Here is a 16,693-nt window from a genome sequence, read left to right as displayed (position 1 = left end):
GCCCCTCAACGCTTGGACTTGAACCACTCCTGCTTCAGCGTCGCCCAGAACAGCTGCAGGCTGCTGAACTTGGTATCGACCGCATGCATGTAGTCGTCGAGCTGATCGATCTGCTCGTGCTGCGCGTGTTCGTCTGCCTCCAGATCGGCGAGCTTGGTCTGTAAGTGGTCCACCGAAGCCCGTAGCTCCCGGATCCTCGCACGGACGTCTTCGCTGTGTTGAATCTTCATGGCCAGCTCCTTTGCTTACAGTCGGCTGAGGGTAATGAGCCCCAATGGCAGTGCGAAGAACACGCCGCCAATGTAACCGAGCACATAGAGCTTGCTGCGTTGGGCCAGCGCCGCAAGCCCTGTGGCGACCATCGGCGGTATCCCGCGTAAAAACGGCAAGCCGTAGATCAGCAGGATGCCAAGCAGGTTGAACATGAGATGCACAAGGGCGATCTGCATCGCCAACTCGGCGGTCGGGCCTGAGATGGCGGTTGCGGCAAGCAGTGCAGTCACACATGTACCGACATTGGTACCCAGTGTGAAGGGGTAGACCTGCTTGAGCGTAAATGCGCCGCTTCCCGCCAGCGGAACAATCAGCGCAGTGGTCGTGGATGAGGACTGCACAAGCACCGTGATGATCATGCCCGATCCCATGCCCCGGATCGGGCCTCTGCCCACCCCCGCATGCAGGATTTCCTTGGCACGACCAACCATTACGCGCCTCAAGATTCGTCCAATGGCGGTCACGACGAACAGGATCACCGCAATGCCAACCAGGATGAGCGCAATGCCTGACCACCTCTCGCTGGGCAGCCAACTGACGCTGGCCTCGAGCATGCTGCTTGCAGGCCCGAGTAGCATGCTCATGAAGTTGACGCTCTTCATGTCGAGATTCGAGTCACCGACGAAAACGTGGGCAAGGTTCTCCGCAATATGCTGGAGCGGGTGGAACATCAACTCAAGCGGCAGCAACAACAGTACAGCGGTCACATTGAAGGCGTCGTGCACGGTTGCGGCGGAGAAGGCCCGTCGAAACTCCTCGCCATCGCGCACGTGCCCCAGTGACACGATGGTACTGGTGAGTGACGTCCCGATATTCGCGCCCATCACCAACGGAATCGCAATGCTGATGGGCAGCCCGCCCGCCACCATGCCCACGATGATCGATGTGACGGTGCTCGAGCTCTGTATAAGCGCCGTGGCGGTGAGACCAATCATCACACCTACGAAGGGGTTCGTCGCGAACGCGAAAAGCTCTTTCGCATTGTCCCCAGCGACTGCTTTGAAGCCGTCGCCTATTGCCCCAACGGCGGCCAATAACAAATAGACGAGGCCGGCGACCATCAACCACGCCAACCACGGGCGCGCTACAGGCTCCTGCTTGCCTGCCGGGACGGCTTGAGTATCTGAATTCATTGTCGTTGCCTCCATATGGGCGATGACAACAGCGTCCATATGCAAGGTGACGGTACCGTGACCGAAGCGGCGCATCGGCTCGAGTGACGGACGGATGGGGCACGACAGATGTTGCGGGATGCTACACCGAGTGCGGATAGCCTCCGGCCGGTATCTGTCCCATACAAGAGCGACGCCTCGGATGGATTGGACGCAAGCCGCCACAAAGAGGCAAGCTGCTGCCCCTCGAAAACGCACTGGAGCCGGACATGCTTACCATCACACCGACCATCCAGCTGCCCCTGGAGGAGATCCAACTGACACCCATCCGCGCGCAGGGTGCGGGCGGGCAAAACGTGAACAAGGTCTCCAGCGCGATACACCTGCGCTTCGATAGCGCAACATCTTCCCTACCTGATTACTGCAAACAGCGGCTTTTGCAACTGCGCGATGGACGCGTGACCGACAATGGCGTCGTCGTGATCAAGGCGCAGGCCTACCGAACACGGGAACAGAACCGCGCGGATGCGTTGGAACGGCTGGCCGAGCTGATTCGCTCAGCCTTGATACAAGACAAACCCCGTCGCCCGACGCGGCCGACGCTGGGGTCCAAGCGGCGTCGGCTCGAAGGCAAGGCCAAGCGCTCCTCGATCAAGGCGGGACGCGGGCGCGTCGACTTCTGATCCGCGTGGAGCCTGGGCTGGGTCCGGCTAATAATGCACGGGCCGCCTCCCTGGCAGCCCGGACGCCTTTCCGGGTGAGGCCGGGGCGCTGTAGGGTTACTCTACGCCTGCGGTGCCAAGGATTGTGGTCAGCACCGCTTTCTTCACCTTGAGATTGTCTTCCGGTCCGACATCGATCCACTCATCCAGGGAGTGCGCGCGTTCCGATTGGGCGACCCGCGGGATCGTCAGTGCCGGGATCCCCAGGCTCATCGGCAGGTTGGAGTCGGTGGAGGCGCATCGATTCACCGTCTCGATCCCGTTCGCCTTGAACGCTGCGGTCGTCAGCCGCGTGATCACTGCATCCTCCGGCGTGACACCCGCCGGGCGGTCACCCACCAGCTTGATATCGGTTGAGATCTCGCCATCTCGGGTCGACCTTGCCTTGTTTTCCTGGCCAACCGAGTTCTCGACGATTTGCATCAGCTGCTTATCCAGGCTCGCAAGCGCCTCGGGGTCTGGAGACCGCATGTCGAACTGCATCCACACTGCATCCGGGATGGCGTTTGGTGAGGTTCCGCCGCCGGTCACACTGGCGGAGTACGTGGTCTTGGGATCCTTTGGTGGTTCGATCTTGTAAAGGTCAACGACGGTCTGGGCCATCGCAGCCATGGGATTGACGATCCCGAACGCACTGTAGCTGTGGCCGCCTGGCCCCTTGAACGTGATTGTGTAGCGCTTGGAGCCAACCCCACAGTTCGTGACGTCCTTCATTCCCCCATCCAGCGAGAAGAAGTAGTCCACCTTGTCCTTGTATTTGCCCTGCTCGAAGAAGTAACGCACCCCTCTGAGGTTGCCCAACCCCTCTTCACCCACGTTGCCCATGAAAACGATATCGCCACGTGTGCGTACTTTCGCTGCATCCATCGCGCGCACGACGCTGAGCAAGGTCGCAAGGCCGCTGCTATCGTCGCCAACCCCGGGGGCATACAGACGCGTGCCTTCGCGGCGGACCTTCACATCAGTGCCCTCTGGAAAGACCGTATCCAGGTGAGCGGCCACCACGACCAGCGGCCCGTCACCGCTCCCCTTGCGAACCCCGAACGCGTTGCCCTCCTTGTCGATCGCTACCTCCGACAAGCCGACGCCTTTCAGCATCTGCATGAAGGCTTCGGCGCGCTTCTCTTCCTTGAAAGGCGGTGCCGGAATCTCGGTGATGGTGACGATGTCCTCAACCCATTGATCATGGTCGCTTCGCAACGCATGGGCCGCCGTCTTGAACGTCTCGGACTGCATGATCCGCTCGATATCCTCGGGCTTGGACGCACCCTCTGACGCGGCAGCGGAACCCAGGCACAGCGCGCCGGCGATGAACGCCACAGCGGTCTTGCTAACGATCGATTGCATCGATTCTCTCTCTGGAAATGTCCTAAATACCCCCCGGCACAGGAGCGTGCCGTCTTGGCGTTGTAATGCCTGGCAGCCGATGAAAGCCAAGGGGAGAACGTACCGATCGGGGAAGACCGCTGAAGGCCGCACTGCGCAGCGCCGGCGAACGATAGGGCGATCACGGGCGACCCGTGATACTTGAACAGTAGCCAAGCTTGACGGGAGTTCAAATGGGCTCGTGCAGTCAGTGCCCTCGCAATCCGAAGGCAGCCAGAGCTCGGCCGACGCGCCCTTCGACACACCTCGCGCAGAGGCTCGTGCCGGCGAGTAGGAAAGCTTGATCACAGCACAACGGAAGTGCTCGGCGGACAGCCGGTTGCGCGCAGAACCATTGCCGAACCGCCACCGTTCGGAATATTTGCATCAGGCTATTGCCAGAGACCCACAATGCGCTAAGTTGTACGACGACGGACAATTCGTCGCCGGCCCTTGCCGATCATGCTCCAACAACTACAACAAAGGTCATGTGTATGAGAAAGGTCAAATTGCTCGTGTATTTTCTGTGCCTGTTCACTGGCTATGCCGCCGCCGCGTCAAATGACGAAAGCGATGTTGCCGCCGCAGTGGATAAACTTACCCAGGCCATGTTGCATAAGGACATCGCACAACTAGAGGCGCTAACCGCCGAGAACGTCAGCTACGGGCATTCGAGCGGCAACATTCAGGACAAGAAAGCCTTCATCGCCGATATCGAAACCGGCAAGAGCGCCTTCAACACCCTGGAAATGCAAAATCAGAAAATCATCATGTCCGGTGACACCGCTCTGGTCCGCAATCACTTCTCCGCCGAGGCCGTGAACAGCGGCAAGGTCACGCCAACCGAGATCGAGAATTTCCAGATCTGGCAGAAGCGGGATGGCGAGTGGTTGCTGATTGGCCGCCAGGCATTCCGCGTTCCCGCCAAGTGAGTTGACCTCTCCTGCGAGAGCGGCCGTCTCTCGCAGGAAGGCTCCAGGTTGGCCTGATCCGCGTGACGATGCTAACGATGCTCGTCCTCCCAACGGGCGTTGGCTGGCTCTACAAACCAATCAACAACGACAGCATCTAAAAACCGGACCTTGCAGCCGGAGCCAGGCAGGCTGCGTGTCGCTTGCTTGAGTCAGCGGAAAGGCGGCTCCTCCTTTGCTCCGAGAACTTGTCGAACTGCCCACATCTACTGGCAGCACCGACGCATGAGGCCTGTGGCAATAGCTTGATAAGGGACTGATCCCCCGTTAGCTGTACGTACTCCAGTGGTCTCAACCGTTACGAAGCACCCTTCACCAGCACTCGCGCGCCCAATGAATACCAGCCGCCACGGATTCCAGGGTGTGTGTCCCATACAGGCGGCCTCGGGCGATCCTAGTAGGTGCGCGGCACGAAACCATCCGCATACTGTTCCAGCTGTGCATGTATTGCTTCCTGTCGGAGCAGCATCATCTTTACGCTGACGGCTGTTGCCTGCGCTGCACAAAAGCTACGCAGAATGGCGAAGTGGTCAAGCGAACCTGGAATTGAACATAGGGGCAATCAAGCGTATGCAACTCGAATGATTGCAACGGAGATAGCGTCGAATCGCCAACGAATACTTGCCGTCGAAACACCCCAGTCGATTACCGCGGAGCACGAAGTTGGATACGAAAAAGCCTTGGTCCGACGCAAATGATCTTCATCAAGTGCAGCGCTTCAACCGCAGGCTGGCACGGCTTCCACGATTCCGGATTCGCAACCGCGTTACGCCACATGTGATTCAGGCATTGCTGCGGCTGGGCCAGGTGGGTGGTGCAGGCAAGTTGCGCAGACATGGGCTGGAAGCCGAAAGGCTGGTGGCGGGGATCCCAGGCGTGCCTGTGCCTGTTCGCATCATTCGGCCACAAGGGAAAGCCACAGGTGTGGTACTGGACTTTCACGGAGGGGGCTGGGTGATCGGCAACGCCCAGATGAATGACGATATGAACATTGCCCTGGTGAAGGACTGCAGCGTCGCCGTCGTCTCCGTCGACTATCGTCTCGCCGTATCGACGCCGGTCGAAGGGTTGATGGAAGACTGCTTGTCTGCGGCACGCTGGCTACTCGGCAACGACTGTGAGGAGTTCGCAGGCCTGCCCGTCATCATTGTGGGTGAATCTGCAGGGGGCCATCTGGCCGCGGCGACATTGCTCGCGCTGAAAGACTGGCCAAGCCTGCTTTCGCGGGTGAAAGGCGCTGTGCTGTATTACGGCGTTTACGACCTTACCGGTACCGAGAGCGTCCGCACGGCGCCATCTGAAACATTGGTACTGGATGGGCCAGGAATGATCGAGGCATTTCGCATGCTCACCCCCGGTTTAACGGACGCTCAGCGCCGTCAGCCGCCCTTGTCGCCCCTCTACGGTGACTTCACAGGCATGCCGCCAGCGCTCATGTTCACGGGGGAACTCGACCCCTTGCGGGACGACACGGTCGAGATGGCCAAGCGGTGGAACGGATCGGCGCCAGTCGAAGTGCACGTTCTCCCTCACTGCCCGCATGGCTTCATTCACTTCCCGACACGAACGGCGGATAAGGTTCTAGCCTACAGTCGGGAGTGGGTATCGCGCCGGCTTGTTGAGACGGCTGGCTAAGCCAGTCGGCGCCACGCAGGACGCATCGTGAAAGCGGGCTGCTATGAAAAACGCCGGGCAGAGACTACGGACTTGGGGACGTTGTCGGTACGTCTAACGTCTCGAGCGTCATTAGGCGCTTGCCGTCCATGGGATTCAGCCCCGGCATGAAGCGCTGATACTTGTCGATCTGCAATAGGCGTTGCCCGGTATGAGATACCGGGCTCAAAGACGTGCCTATAGTCGTCGCATCTGGCGTTGAATACACGTCCCTATGAGCTGCTTTTAGCTGCCAGAGATGATCACAGCTTCAGCTTGTGCGAGTGATTCATCTATCGAAAGATCGTCGTCCTTCAGTAACGCCGTCAGGCGCGGCTCATCGCGGATATCCAGATTCGGTTGGCTATTTTGAGCGATCCGCGCGATCAATATGTACTTGGTGACCTGCCCCCGGCTGTGGATATACGGAAGGTTCGTTGCGGCGCGTATGCTCTGTGTGATGAAGTCTCGACGACGCTCCGCGGATATCCCTTTGAAAGAGCTTGGGTAGTTCAACTCGATGAAGCCTGAGTAGAGGCCTATGTCCTCCGCTCGCGCCTCGTCATACATGGCCTCCTGGCTCCTCACACGCGACAAGAGTTCACGATAACGTTCTTCGCCGTCTCGAAGTGCCTCCGAGCTCATGCGCTTTCGCAGCTCATCCAATTCGGAGTCGGCGTTAATAATCCGGAACCAGGCATAACGGACATCCAGGTCCTCGGCCTTATGTGCCATCACCCTTTGGGCCTCAGGGTTGCCATGCACGGCAGAGCGCTCGAGCCAGCGGAGCGCCAATGGCTTGTCCGGCTGGATGCCTTTCTCGCCGAACGCGTAGATCTGGTACATCCCGTACTCGGCGCACCAGTCTTTTTGTAGTGCGGAGTAAGCGAGGTAGTTGAATGACTCGCGGTCCCTTTCCTCGCGCGGCTTGTTCGATTCCTGATCTGAGATCACTGACAAGAAACAGAACGCCCTGGGATGCTGTGGCGCCGCCATGACCAGACACGTTTTGGCGTCTTCGTATTCTGCATTGTTGAAAAGCAACGAGCCGATGCCGTAAAGCGTGTCACTCGCCATTTCCTTATTGCAGTAGTCGTTGTCTGCTGCCGGCGGCAGTATGTCCTTCAAAGCCAGTTTGGGCAGCGTGTCATCAAGCTCGGTGACGGGCCGTATCGTGTTGCATCCGATCAACAGGGTAGCGAGTGCCAAAGGCAAGAAACGGTAGATTTTCAACGGAGGTCCTTTCTATTGATTCAATTCAGCAATGGGCTGGTCAGCTTCGGCGTGCCCATACGCAACGCTCGCCTCGGCTTACAGCAGTTGGCGATTCACGGCAAAAGGGCCGCGGAGTCAGAAAGCGGCCCTTTACGCTAATGCGAAGGGGCTCACGGATATCCAGGGGGGCTGTTACTCGAAGCGGCCGCGCATTTTATAGACAGTCAGGCTGAGGACAATTTGAATTCGGGCGTTTGTGTGACAAGGCTCATTCTGATGCTTTTGTGCTTGCAAGGAGCGGTTCCGTGGCCTTCGGAATTGGCCTGATATCATTAAAAACAGGCGGAAGATAATCGTCTTCTGACCGGCGCCCTAGGCCCATCACACATTGGCCCCATTCCATCACTGTTCAGCAGAAACGTCCTCGCTCAGTGAAGCCTCATCGCTCTATCCCCGACGCGTGCGGGAATTTTCGCCTGTCTCTGAGTGGCGAGCATTTTCTCGTAGTACTGGCTGTAGGCTTCCGCGGCCTGCGCTCGCTCGTCCATGGCCCAGAAGGCATCCGCGAGGTTGAGGTAGGCGACGACCCTATCGGGGTGCTTGCGGGTAATGTGCTTCAGCAGCTCAACCGCCTCCGCGTAATGGCCGGCCTGCTCGAATAGAAATCCGAGGTCGTTCGACCAATCGACCCTATGCGGGAAGTAGTATTTCTCAACAATATAGTTGCCGGGAGCGCAGGTGCCGTCCTCCTCGTCACCCAATAGGAAGTAGCCGACAAGGATTTCCAGCTCTTGCGTGTTACCTGCCTTGTAGGCCTTCAGGGCGGCGTCGAAATTGCTGGCGACCGCCTCGGGCATCAGTTTCTCCGCCCTGTTTGCCGATGTCTGCTGCGCCAGCCGCAACGCTCTCAACGTGCTAAAGGCGCGACTGCCATCGAAGTCCGCGAGCGAAGTGATGCCGAGGGCCTTGCTGTCGATGGCGTAGCTGCTCAACAGCGACTGGTCGCACCGGCTGTCATTTTCGTTGAGCAGGGTCTGGCTCAGGTCGAAGGACTTCGTCGCCTCGTCGTAGCGGAACCTAAGGTTGAAGTTGTAGGCGCCATTGCCCTCTTCCCGCGTGATCAGCAGCAGGTAGTCACCTCGCTGGGTAGCGGGCGACAGTAGGACATGCCGCTCGCCCTGCAGGTCGATGGCCGTCACCCTGGCGTCGCGCTCGGCGAGCAGCTCCGCCATGTAGCCGTCGTCGCTATTGGGCGAGTATTCGTTCTCGATACGAGGCAGGGCCATGTCGGTGTCAGCGACCAACGCGCCCGCGCGGTCGGTGATCAGCAGGCGCTGTGCACCTATGCGCAGTCCCTGCAGCGCGGACAGGCCTTCGGGCCGTATCGTTTCGGCGTGCGCCAGGGCAGCGGCCAGCATTAGGAGGGATGTGAGCGCGAAATGTCGCCTGCGAGGTTTACTTGCACGAAAACTCGGCATTTGTGTCCTTGGGGCTTGATTCGCAGCCTACATGCCAGGTAAAGACGTAAATATCCTGCATCTTGGACGCTAGTGGCGTTCATATATCAGGCGCGATGCGCTTCAAATAATTTGCCCTGTCGGCACTCATCCTCGCTATGCAGTTGTCGATCGTTACTTGCTGCGCCTCCGCAGTTTCTTCTATTTCAAAAGCTTCAAGCTTGCAGTCGGCGTCTCGTAGAGTGATCCAATTTCGTTGAGCTTCTCTCAATAGGGAAATGTATTGGTCCGCTAACGAGGGTGCTTGCTTGTACTGATGCCTAATTCGATCAAGGGTTGCCTTGTACGATAAATTCAAGAGCTCATCCGACCGTGCTTTTTTATATTCTGCACACAGTGCGATTTGCTGAGAGGCTTCAATCCCCTCACACGGATTTTCAACGGTATCGCTGAGTACTGGAAATGTACAAAAGAGCAAGAGAAATGGATATATATATTTCATACTAAAAGCTCTAGTTATTCCTGAGGTAGCGAGCGCTGTTTCGCCCAAGCTCCTATTGGCTAATAGCTGACGTGCTTTCTATGTAATGTATCAACTCTGCCTTGTCATTTCTCATTCCAGCTTTCATTGGGTTTGGACCCTTTGTAAAGCCTTGATAAACGAAGTCTACCAACACATCCCTGATGACTGGGTCAAGGGCACCCCACTCGGTTCTATCTGGCTCGTTTGAAGTCCAGTATCTATAGTTTTTAACTGCGCGTTCTACGTAATCCGGATAGATTGTATTGAAGAGGATTATTTCCTGTTCGGTGGTTATTTCCCCAATACTTACCTTGTTCTCATTGAAAGAAAAGGGACAGATTTATTTATTCAGCAGCTCGCGAGCCTAGAAAATAAATCTGTCCCCTTTTTCTGCTCAAAGGTCTGAGCGCTTGATACCGGAATCATTGTTCTTACCGCGTATCCAGCCTGATGCTTTCGCTCAGTTTCACGAAGCGCGGTATGACCTCTTCCGGTGGTGGCGTCAGTTCAGTGAGGTCGTCCGTGCCTTTCTGGAAGGTGAACATCTGTACCGCCAATAGCGGTGAGCCCGTCCCGCCTCGATGCGCCAGGGCAAACCAGGCCCGCTCTTGTTCGCCTGAGCCCGGCTTGGGATCAAGACGCCAGCCCTCCAGGCCAGCCAGGCGCTTGCCGAGCTGGATGCGCTCGATGAAGGAGGTCTTGCGCCATTTCTCGGTGTCGTAGCCAGGGCGATAGTCGCTGTCATAGGTGCCCTGCGTGGGCCGGGTTTGCCAAGGGTCATTGGCCGAGGCCGTGAGCAGGGTGAAGATCACATTGGGCGTTTTGGTAAAGCGCAGGCTGTTCTTGATGCTGTAGGCGGTATTGCCATCGTCGGCAATAAAACCGTAGGGGAAGCAGAAGCCTGGGCCTTTAGGTACTTCATAAAGATTGCGGGTACGGAAGCGCGCCATCAGCGCCCTGATACGCTCGGCGGAGTCGGGGCCGGCCTTGGAGAAACTGAAGTAGTAAACGCGATTGTTGCGCCAGAGCAAGGCCACCCCTGGAGAGACTTGGTCTCCAAGAAAGTAAGCATCAGGAATACCAAGGTCGTAGTCATGAATTTTGGTTATAGGGATCTTGCGTTCGACTTCTTCTATATTCTTCGCAAACCTTTCTACTGCTTCTCTGGTCGTTTTTGTATTTTCCCTTCTATCAAGCTCTTTTAATTCTTCAAGCGCACTTTTTTTTCTGGCCGCCTCTTTGATCAGTTCCGCTTGATACAAGCTCGTCGAGCCTTTGATATATCTTGCAGCCCCATCGAATGTGTCGCGATCGACAATATCACTGACAAAAATGGTCAGCCCGTCATAGTCATAGCTGGCAGCGTCACCACTGGCGTAAACCTTCGGGGTAAATCCATGCCCGCCCCCTTCGGTAATACGGTCGGTGTACTCTGCATTGTAAACAGCCCATTGCATGTCCTCGGGCACATCGAAGGTCATGCGGCCAAGGCATTCCTGCCGCGGCGTATCGGCCAAGGCCATACCGGCAGGGATAATTAGGCCGAGGCTCAGGTATCGGAAAAAGCTTTTCATGTGCGACGACTCTCTTCTTTGCGTCCGTTATCAGCCTGCGCCAATGCGCGATCAGATTCGGGTAGCTCAAAGGTCTGCGCCAGAATGCTCAGGTTGATACCGGAGTCGTTGTTCTCACCCCGCGTCCAGTTGACGGGCAAGGCACAGATAAAGCCCTGCACACCGACGGGGGGCGAGAACATCTTCACGTCAGCCAGGGTATTGGAGCGCCAGAAGCGCTCTTCATGAGGCATGGGCTCCATCAGTTCTCCGCCGTAATCGATATTGTCCAAATCTCGGTAAGCCCAGGTCGGCCAAGTGGAGGTGGGAAAACCAGTCTTTTTATATTTCCCCATATTCGGCGTTTTGCGTGGCTGCACCTGGCTGATGTCTTGAGGAATGAAGTTAAAAGAGCCGTTATAAAAGTCCGTATTCGTTTGCGCGCGCGCCTGTATCGACTTCCACGTTTCCTCTGCCGCTGGCTGCTCCAGATACTGCGCCAGCCCAGAGGCGGGGCTGACGCCGGAAGAGCCACCGGCCATGGACAAGCCAAAGTGCTTTTTCCATAGATCGACCCGCAATTGATGCACGGCCTTGCCAACGGTATGCGGCTGCTTGCCATCGAGCTTGACCTGTACCGGCGCGCTATCACGCACGATGACCGCCAGCTCGGAGTCTCGCGTGCCCAGCAAACTGCGGTCGTTGATATTGGCGCTGCCGAGAATGGCCACACGGTCGTCGGCAATCAGCAGCTTGCTGTGCACGTAGATCTGTTCGGTGACCACGCGTCCTTTCAGACTTTCCCAGGTGCGCAGGTTGAGCAAGGTCAGGTAGCGGCTCCAGTCTTGCTGTTCGTAAACAGGCTGCCCTTTAGAGTCCTTGAACTCGATGGCCTCGAGCGCCTTTTCGCGGCTGGCGCCCCGATCCAACTGTGCGCGCAAGGCCATGCGTCGTTGAATGCTCTTGATCAGGCTGTGCTCGCCGAAAACGAGGCTCTGCATGGTCAAGCTTATCTGATGCATGATGTTCAGGACGTTTAGTGCGCCTTCCGGATGCACCGGCAGAACCATGTAGACGTGGAAGGGCCGCTTCTCGTCGATGGCACGCCCGATGCGATTGGCCAGGGCTTCGCCGATTTCGTTGAGCAGGCCCTTCTGCGCATCACCCAGTTTATGGGTAAGCCAGCCCTGGGCATTGACGCCCCACATGGCTTGCAGGCTTTTCAGGAACTGGCGCGCCTCTTTACTGGGCTCCTTGGCGATGGCGTCGATTTCTTTCCAGTCCAGTTGCCAGATATCCTCGGCCTCGAGCGCTTCGCGCAGGCGCACGCGAGCGACATAGTCCTGACGCAGGCTGGCAGGGTCACGCAGGCTGGCCATCGGGCCGGACAGTTTGACGTTGTTGAAAAGCTCGCGCGCCTCACCATAGGCACTCTGAAAAAACTGGTTCTCGATATAGATGAAGTGCTGCGCACTGGAGATGGCCTGCAGCATCGCTGCCTTGCAGTTGGCCTGCACGCCGCCATTGTCGATACCTGCCGGCAGGGGCAGATTGACGCCCGCCGTGCTACGCCCCACTTGCTCCTGCTGGGTCATGCGGCTGGAGGCACTGCGCAGCACCTGCACGCTCATGCCCCCCGGCTGTGCGCTGGGCGCCACGGGCAATTGTGTAGGCGTGTTGATCCATACCGGCTGTGGCTTGGGAAAGCTCAGGCGTGGGGCTTCATTGACCTTGAGCCTCGCACCCAGGCGGTCGAGGCCCGTGTCACTGACCAAGGCATTGAGCCAGCCTACGATGGCCTCCAGCAGGTTACGCACCAGCGTAGTGTCCTGCAGCTCTGGTGCGTCGGCCAGATAGGCCTGCTGCCCGTTCCAGCGGTCGATGAAATTACGCGCCACGTCATAGACCGAGGGGCCTTCGATACGGCAATGCACATCTTGCCAGGGCATGCGCGGTTGATATTCGGCCAGGCGCCCATTATCCGGCGAGGCCAGTGGCTGCGGCTTTTCATGCAGATAGGCGTAAGGCTCCAGATGCTGCCCCGAACGCTCCTGCAGCAGGTGATAGATGAACCAGAGCATTGAGCTGGCCAGCTCGTTGGTGCTTTCTCTGTAGGTGCTGGGAATATCCTCGAAGCTCTTGCCGCTGAGCACGGTTAGAACGCGGCCGAGATCGGTCTCACTCATCCACTGGCTGATCAGTTCGATGCTCTTGATGCGCAATGACTCGGAAAGGTTGCCGGCCGCATCACGCAGCTCCTGCAACCAGACTTGCAGACGCAGCTTCAATTCCTCGGCTATCGGAATGCTATCGAGGTTGTCGCTGATAAGCCTGGCCATCGCCTGGATGCTTTGGATCACCATTTGCCGCTGGACAGCACTGAGCCGCTCAAAGCCCTCGTCGAGGTTTTCTTTGGCGCTGTTCTTGACACGATTTAGCCACTGCAAAGCTGAGAACGGAGGGCTGCGGAAAAAGTCCGCGATACGGCTCACGCCATTGAGAGCCGTACTCTTGCTCAATGGTATGACGTTACTACCCGACACGGGCTTTGACAGATCGAACAGCGTGGCCATCATCAACCCCATGGAGCTGACATGCTTGTCCATATCCATCCAGCCCAGCTTCGGCAACCCAGGGTTGTAGGCATCGTTGCCTTGCCTGCCACTGGCGTCGAGGCTGAAGTTATTGTCATCACGCCGCCCGTAGGCCAGGTCAATGCCTCCGACGTAGGCGATGCGGTTGTCGATCACGACCGACTTTTGGTGATGCGAGAATGCAACGCCAAGCCCCTTCATATCGCTTTGCTGAATGGCGGGCGTACAGAAGGCACGAGGGCCACCAGCCAGGCCAGCATTGAGCTGAAAGATGGCCAACATGGTCTCGAAGTCATAAGTGCCAAGGCTGCCGGAGGGGCTTAGCCAAGGCATGACATACACCTTCAACGCCGGCTGGCGCTTGAGAGCTTGGTGCAAGCACTGCCAGAGGCTTCGCTCGCCATCGAGCAACACGTCGTAGTTGACCTGCCAGCCCGTGATGAAAATGCACTGACTGGCTTGGTCGATGGCGGCTGCGACGTCCTTGAAGTAATCACTGCCGGTCGTGAAGAAATGAACCTGATTACCCGTGCGTTTGGGCGCGAATAGATTCGCTTCGTTCAAAAAGAAATCGGGGGCGGAATACGCCGCATAGGCTTTTCCGTCCTGGGTGTTGATCTGGTTGAGTTCTTTTGCACGAACACCGTTGTAGGCAGCGTCAATTGCCATCGCCAATCATTCCTTGGATTGCAGGTGAGTATAGAGGTCACTAATGCACTGGCTATCCTGCTGGCTACGCTCTGTTTCCAGCATCGCATTGCCCATGGCATCGCGGCTTATACAACTTTTGAAGTCCATCGCGCCCAGGGCATAACGCTCGCTGTCCCAACCCTGTTCCTCTAGATGAACCCGCAGAGCTATCCGCTGGCCGGGATAAGTGAGCCACAGGCTCTTGGGCGCCTTGGCGTAGATTTTTGCCAGCTGCTTCTGCTGAGTGTCATCGAGCAGCACGCGGCCATCGGCATCGGTAACGCCGTCCAGTACCACATTGCCCTCCTCTCCCTGTTCAATACTCCAACGGGTATATGCCAAGGGAAAACCCTCGCCTCCAGGAATGTCCTGCAGACGAATATTGAATCGGTACTCGCGAGGATCCACAGAGCTAGAGTCAGTCAGATCATTCGCCGACGCCTGTTCCAACAGGTTCCCCGCCTTGTCGCGATCTGCTATCCCCGGCAACACTGGCGGCTTGATCTTGATCCCAGCTCCTTTACCTGGCGCGCCGCCAGCGTTGATTTTGATCATCGGGCCGGAGACGGTGATGCCGCTGGGGTCGAGCTTGATGAAGCTGCCACCTGCTTTGACGGTTAGCTCGATGCCGGCCTCGATGACCATCTTCTGCCCGGCCTTGAGGTGGATCTCGCGGCCGGCTTTGGTCAGCTGGGCAGTGCCGAGCTTGAGGTGTTGGCTTTGGGCGATGGTGAGGTGGTCGTCGGACTTGGCTTCAGCCTTGCGGTGTCCGGTAACGGTAAGGTGTTCCTCGGCCATCAGTTCGGTGTAGCTGTTCGCCTCCACCGTATCGTGGCGCTCGTTGCCGACGCGGATCTTCTGGTCGTGCTCGATGTTCTCGTCCCAGTCTCGCTGGGCGTGGAGGTAAATTTGCTCCGCGCCCTTGCGATCCTCGATGCGCAGCTCGTTGTAGCCACCGCCGTCTGGGCTGCTGAGGGTCTTGAAGACGCTACGAGTCTTGTTGGCGGGCAGGTCATAGGGGGCCTGATGCTCCTTGTGATAAAGGCAGCCCGTCACCAGTGGCAGATCAGGATCGCCTTCGAGAAAGGTCACCAGTACTTCCATGCCGACGCGCGGGATGGTGATCGCGCCGTAGCGGTCTCCGGCCCAGCTGGAGCTGACGCGCAGCCAGCAGCTGGTTTTGTCGTCCCCCTGCCCTTCGCGATCCCAGTGAAATTGCGCCCTGATACGGCCGTACTGGTCACAGTGGATCTCCTCGCCTTCAGGCCCGGTGACCACGGCCGTTTGGCTGCCTAGCACACGCGGTTTGGGATGCTTCAGCGCCGGACGATAGGGCACGTCCCATGGCGTGGCGAGAAAGCGGTTCCGGTAGCCCTGGTGGAAGTCGCCCTTGCTATCGGGGGTATCACCGGTCACGCTTTCTTCGAGAACTTGCGGCTGCTTGCCTTCATGGATGATCTCGGTGAGCAGCCACAGGTCGTTCCACTCGGTGCGAGGGTGGTCGGACATTTCCATGAAGTGGCCACTGACCAGCCGGGGCTCATCGCTTCGACCTTCGGCCTGGCGGTAGTCTGTACGGTGGCGCTCAAGGGCACGCTGGCTAAGAAATCTGCCGCGTGTGCGATCAGTAAAGCGCCCCGGGAAATCGTAGTCCTCCAGATCCGGCTCGGTACTTTCGCCACCAGGTTTGTAGGCAGCTTCAAGCTGGATCCTGGGCTTTTCGAAGTCGTAATCACGGCGCGTGACACGCGCGATGCGGGTCTCCAAGCGCAGCTTGAAGCCTTTGATTACGGGCTCGTCGGCCACCATACCGCTGCCCTGCACGTAGGCGGTCGGTCGTCCGAGTTTATTGAAGATGGTCTGGTCGTCGCCGAACACCAGCGAATGGCCGTACCGGTCGTGTTGAAAGTGGTAGTGAATGCCTTCTTCTTCGCACAGGCGCTGGATGAAGTGCAGGTCGCTCTCATCGTACTGCACGCAATAGTCGCGCTCGGGGCATGGCTCGCCAAGCTGGAAGCTGTACGCGTCGGCCAGGACGCCATGCTCTTCGAGGATCAGTGCGATGATATCGGGCGCTGACATCTGCTGGTAAATACGCTGGTTGCTGCGGTGATGCAGGTATTGCAGGCGTGGCACCAGCGCGATTCTGTAACGCGTCAGCCGCTTGCCGGTTTCCCCTTGGGCGACGCGGTAGATCTGCCCGTGAATGCCGCTACCTTGCGGGTCGAAGGCAAGAAACGCGTGCTTGTGCAGGAGCGTTTCCAGATCCAGGTCGGGGTCTTCGCTAACCAACTCCAGATCGAAGCGATAAGGCCGATTGAGGCCTTCGGAGCCGGTGAACGACAACACCTGCAGGTCGCCGACAAAGTCTTCGATGGTCAGCGTGAAATGGGCCTCATTAGCCGAGTTGAACATCCTGTACTCCCTGTTCGAATATCATCCCTTGCACGTCGGCCCCAGCCTTTGCAGCACGGAGTGGCCCTCAAGGCGTCACGCGGCTGGTCGGCAGTGATAACGCGTCATGCCTCATCAACTCTCAGCGGTGTATGCGTCGCCTGCCATCGG

At 57.9% G+C, this 16,693-nt stretch carries 12 protein-coding genes; 3 read left to right on the top strand and 9 right to left on the bottom strand.

The genetic code is table 11. The features are described from left to right. Nucleotides 1-5: 5 nt before the first annotated feature. Together ACY8D3_RS02040 and ACY8D3_RS02035 are read right to left on the bottom strand one after the other, a co-directional pair. Nucleotides 6-230, bottom strand: a complete 225-nt coding sequence (locus ACY8D3_RS02040) for a hypothetical protein (protein ID WP_462381368.1) — start codon at nt 228-230, stop codon at nt 6-8. A 15-nt stretch (nt 231-245) separates the two neighbouring features. Further along, on the bottom strand, nt 246-1,334 hold the full coding sequence (locus ACY8D3_RS02035; RefSeq protein ID WP_462384196.1) for a Na/Pi symporter: 1,089 nt from the start codon (nt 1,332-1,334) through the stop codon (nt 246-248). Nucleotides 1,335-1,654: 320 nt separating this feature from the next. Between ACY8D3_RS02035 and arfB the strand changes: the two genes are divergently transcribed. Continuing rightward, the gene (gene arfB, locus ACY8D3_RS02030; protein WP_462381367.1) at nt 1,655-2,068 is read left to right on the top strand and encodes an alternative ribosome rescue aminoacyl-tRNA hydrolase ArfB; all 414 of its coding nucleotides are present in this window, start codon (nt 1,655-1,657) and stop codon (nt 2,066-2,068) included. A gap of 96 nt (nt 2,069-2,164) precedes the next feature. On the opposite strand, the gene ACY8D3_RS02025 is transcribed toward arfB, so the two are convergent. Continuing rightward, on the bottom strand, nt 2,165-3,454 hold the full coding sequence (locus tag ACY8D3_RS02025; protein ID WP_462381366.1) for a M20/M25/M40 family metallo-hydrolase: 1,290 nt from the start codon (nt 3,452-3,454) through the stop codon (nt 2,165-2,167). Between the two features lie 512 nt (nt 3,455-3,966). Here ACY8D3_RS02025 and ACY8D3_RS02020 point away from each other — a divergent pair. Both ACY8D3_RS02020 and ACY8D3_RS02015 read left to right on the top strand, forming a co-directional pair. Further along, nucleotides 3,967-4,404, top strand: a complete 438-nt coding sequence (locus tag ACY8D3_RS02020; protein WP_462381365.1) for a nuclear transport factor 2 family protein — start codon at nt 3,967-3,969, stop codon at nt 4,402-4,404. Between the two features lie 702 nt (nt 4,405-5,106). Beyond that, nucleotides 5,107-6,078, top strand: coding sequence for an alpha/beta hydrolase (locus ACY8D3_RS02015; RefSeq protein ID WP_462381364.1), 972 nt, complete (start codon nt 5,107-5,109; stop codon nt 6,076-6,078). A gap of 264 nt (nt 6,079-6,342) precedes the next feature. Here the strand turns inward: ACY8D3_RS02015 and ACY8D3_RS02010 are convergent, their stop codons facing one another. The 6 genes from ACY8D3_RS02010 to ACY8D3_RS01985 all read right to left on the bottom strand — a co-directional run bounded on the left by ACY8D3_RS02010 (nt 6,343) and on the right by ACY8D3_RS01985 (nt 16,543). After that, nucleotides 6,343-7,329, bottom strand: coding sequence for an SEL1-like repeat protein (locus ACY8D3_RS02010; RefSeq protein WP_462381363.1), 987 nt, complete (start codon nt 7,327-7,329; stop codon nt 6,343-6,345). Between the two features lie 410 nt (nt 7,330-7,739). Beyond that, nucleotides 7,740-8,729 carry a tetratricopeptide repeat protein gene (locus ACY8D3_RS02005; protein WP_462381362.1) on the bottom strand — a complete coding sequence of 330 codons (990 nt, stop codon included), beginning with the start codon at nt 8,727-8,729 and terminating at the stop codon, nt 7,740-7,742. 139 nt (nt 8,730-8,868) lie between these two features. Beyond that, nucleotides 8,869-9,270, bottom strand: coding sequence for a lysozyme inhibitor LprI family protein (locus tag ACY8D3_RS02000; RefSeq protein WP_462381361.1), 402 nt, complete (start codon nt 9,268-9,270; stop codon nt 8,869-8,871). 452 nt (nt 9,271-9,722) lie between these two features. Then, on the bottom strand, nt 9,723-10,865 hold the full coding sequence (locus ACY8D3_RS01995) for a T6SS immunity protein Tli4 family protein (protein ID WP_462381360.1): 1,143 nt from the start codon (nt 10,863-10,865) through the stop codon (nt 9,723-9,725). Further along, a complete protein-coding gene (locus ACY8D3_RS01990) occupies nt 10,862-14,107 on the bottom strand; it encodes a phospholipase D-like domain-containing protein (protein ID WP_462381359.1) in 3,246 nt (1,081 codons plus the stop codon). Before ACY8D3_RS01990 ends, ACY8D3_RS01995 begins: the two co-directional genes overlap by 4 nt. Before the next feature lie 6 nt (nt 14,108-14,113). Continuing rightward, on the bottom strand, nt 14,114-16,543 hold the full coding sequence (locus tag ACY8D3_RS01985; protein ID WP_462381358.1) for a type VI secretion system Vgr family protein: 2,430 nt from the start codon (nt 16,541-16,543) through the stop codon (nt 14,114-14,116). Nucleotides 16,544-16,693 lie beyond the last annotated feature (150 nt).

The sequence above is a fragment of the Pseudomonas sp. Marseille-QA0892 genome (assembly GCF_054950135.1).
Note: the sequence above shows the minus strand (reverse complement) of the source record. Positions and strands in the feature narration are given on the sequence as shown.

Excerpts from the sequence above, each read along its gene's own strand:
- ACY8D3_RS02040 (WP_462381368.1), bottom strand. The coding sequence starts at position 230 with ATGAAGATTCAACACAGCGAAGACGTCCGTGCGAGGATCCGGGAGCTA.
- ACY8D3_RS02035 (WP_462384196.1), bottom strand. The coding sequence starts at position 1,334 with ATGGTCGCCGGCCTCGTCTATTTGTTATTGGCCGCCGTTGGGGCAATA.
- arfB (WP_462381367.1), top strand. The coding sequence starts at position 1,655 with ATGCTTACCATCACACCGACCATCCAGCTGCCCCTGGAGGAGATCCAA.
- ACY8D3_RS02025 (WP_462381366.1), bottom strand. The coding sequence starts at position 3,454 with ATGCAATCGATCGTTAGCAAGACCGCTGTGGCGTTCATCGCCGGCGCG.
- ACY8D3_RS02020 (WP_462381365.1), top strand. The coding sequence starts at position 3,967 with ATGAGAAAGGTCAAATTGCTCGTGTATTTTCTGTGCCTGTTCACTGGC.
- ACY8D3_RS02005 (WP_462381362.1), bottom strand. The coding sequence starts at position 8,729 with ATGCTGGCCGCTGCCCTGGCGCACGCCGAAACGATACGGCCCGAAGGC.
- ACY8D3_RS02000 (WP_462381361.1), bottom strand. The coding sequence starts at position 9,270 with ATGAAATATATATATCCATTTCTCTTGCTCTTTTGTACATTTCCAGTA.
- ACY8D3_RS01995 (WP_462381360.1), bottom strand. The coding sequence starts at position 10,865 with ATGAAAAGCTTTTTCCGATACCTGAGCCTCGGCCTAATTATCCCTGCC.
- ACY8D3_RS01990 (WP_462381359.1), bottom strand. The coding sequence starts at position 14,107 with ATGGCAATTGACGCTGCCTACAACGGTGTTCGTGCAAAAGAACTCAAC.
- ACY8D3_RS01985 (WP_462381358.1), bottom strand. The coding sequence starts at position 16,543 with ATGTTCAACTCGGCTAATGAGGCCCATTTCACGCTGACCATCGAAGAC.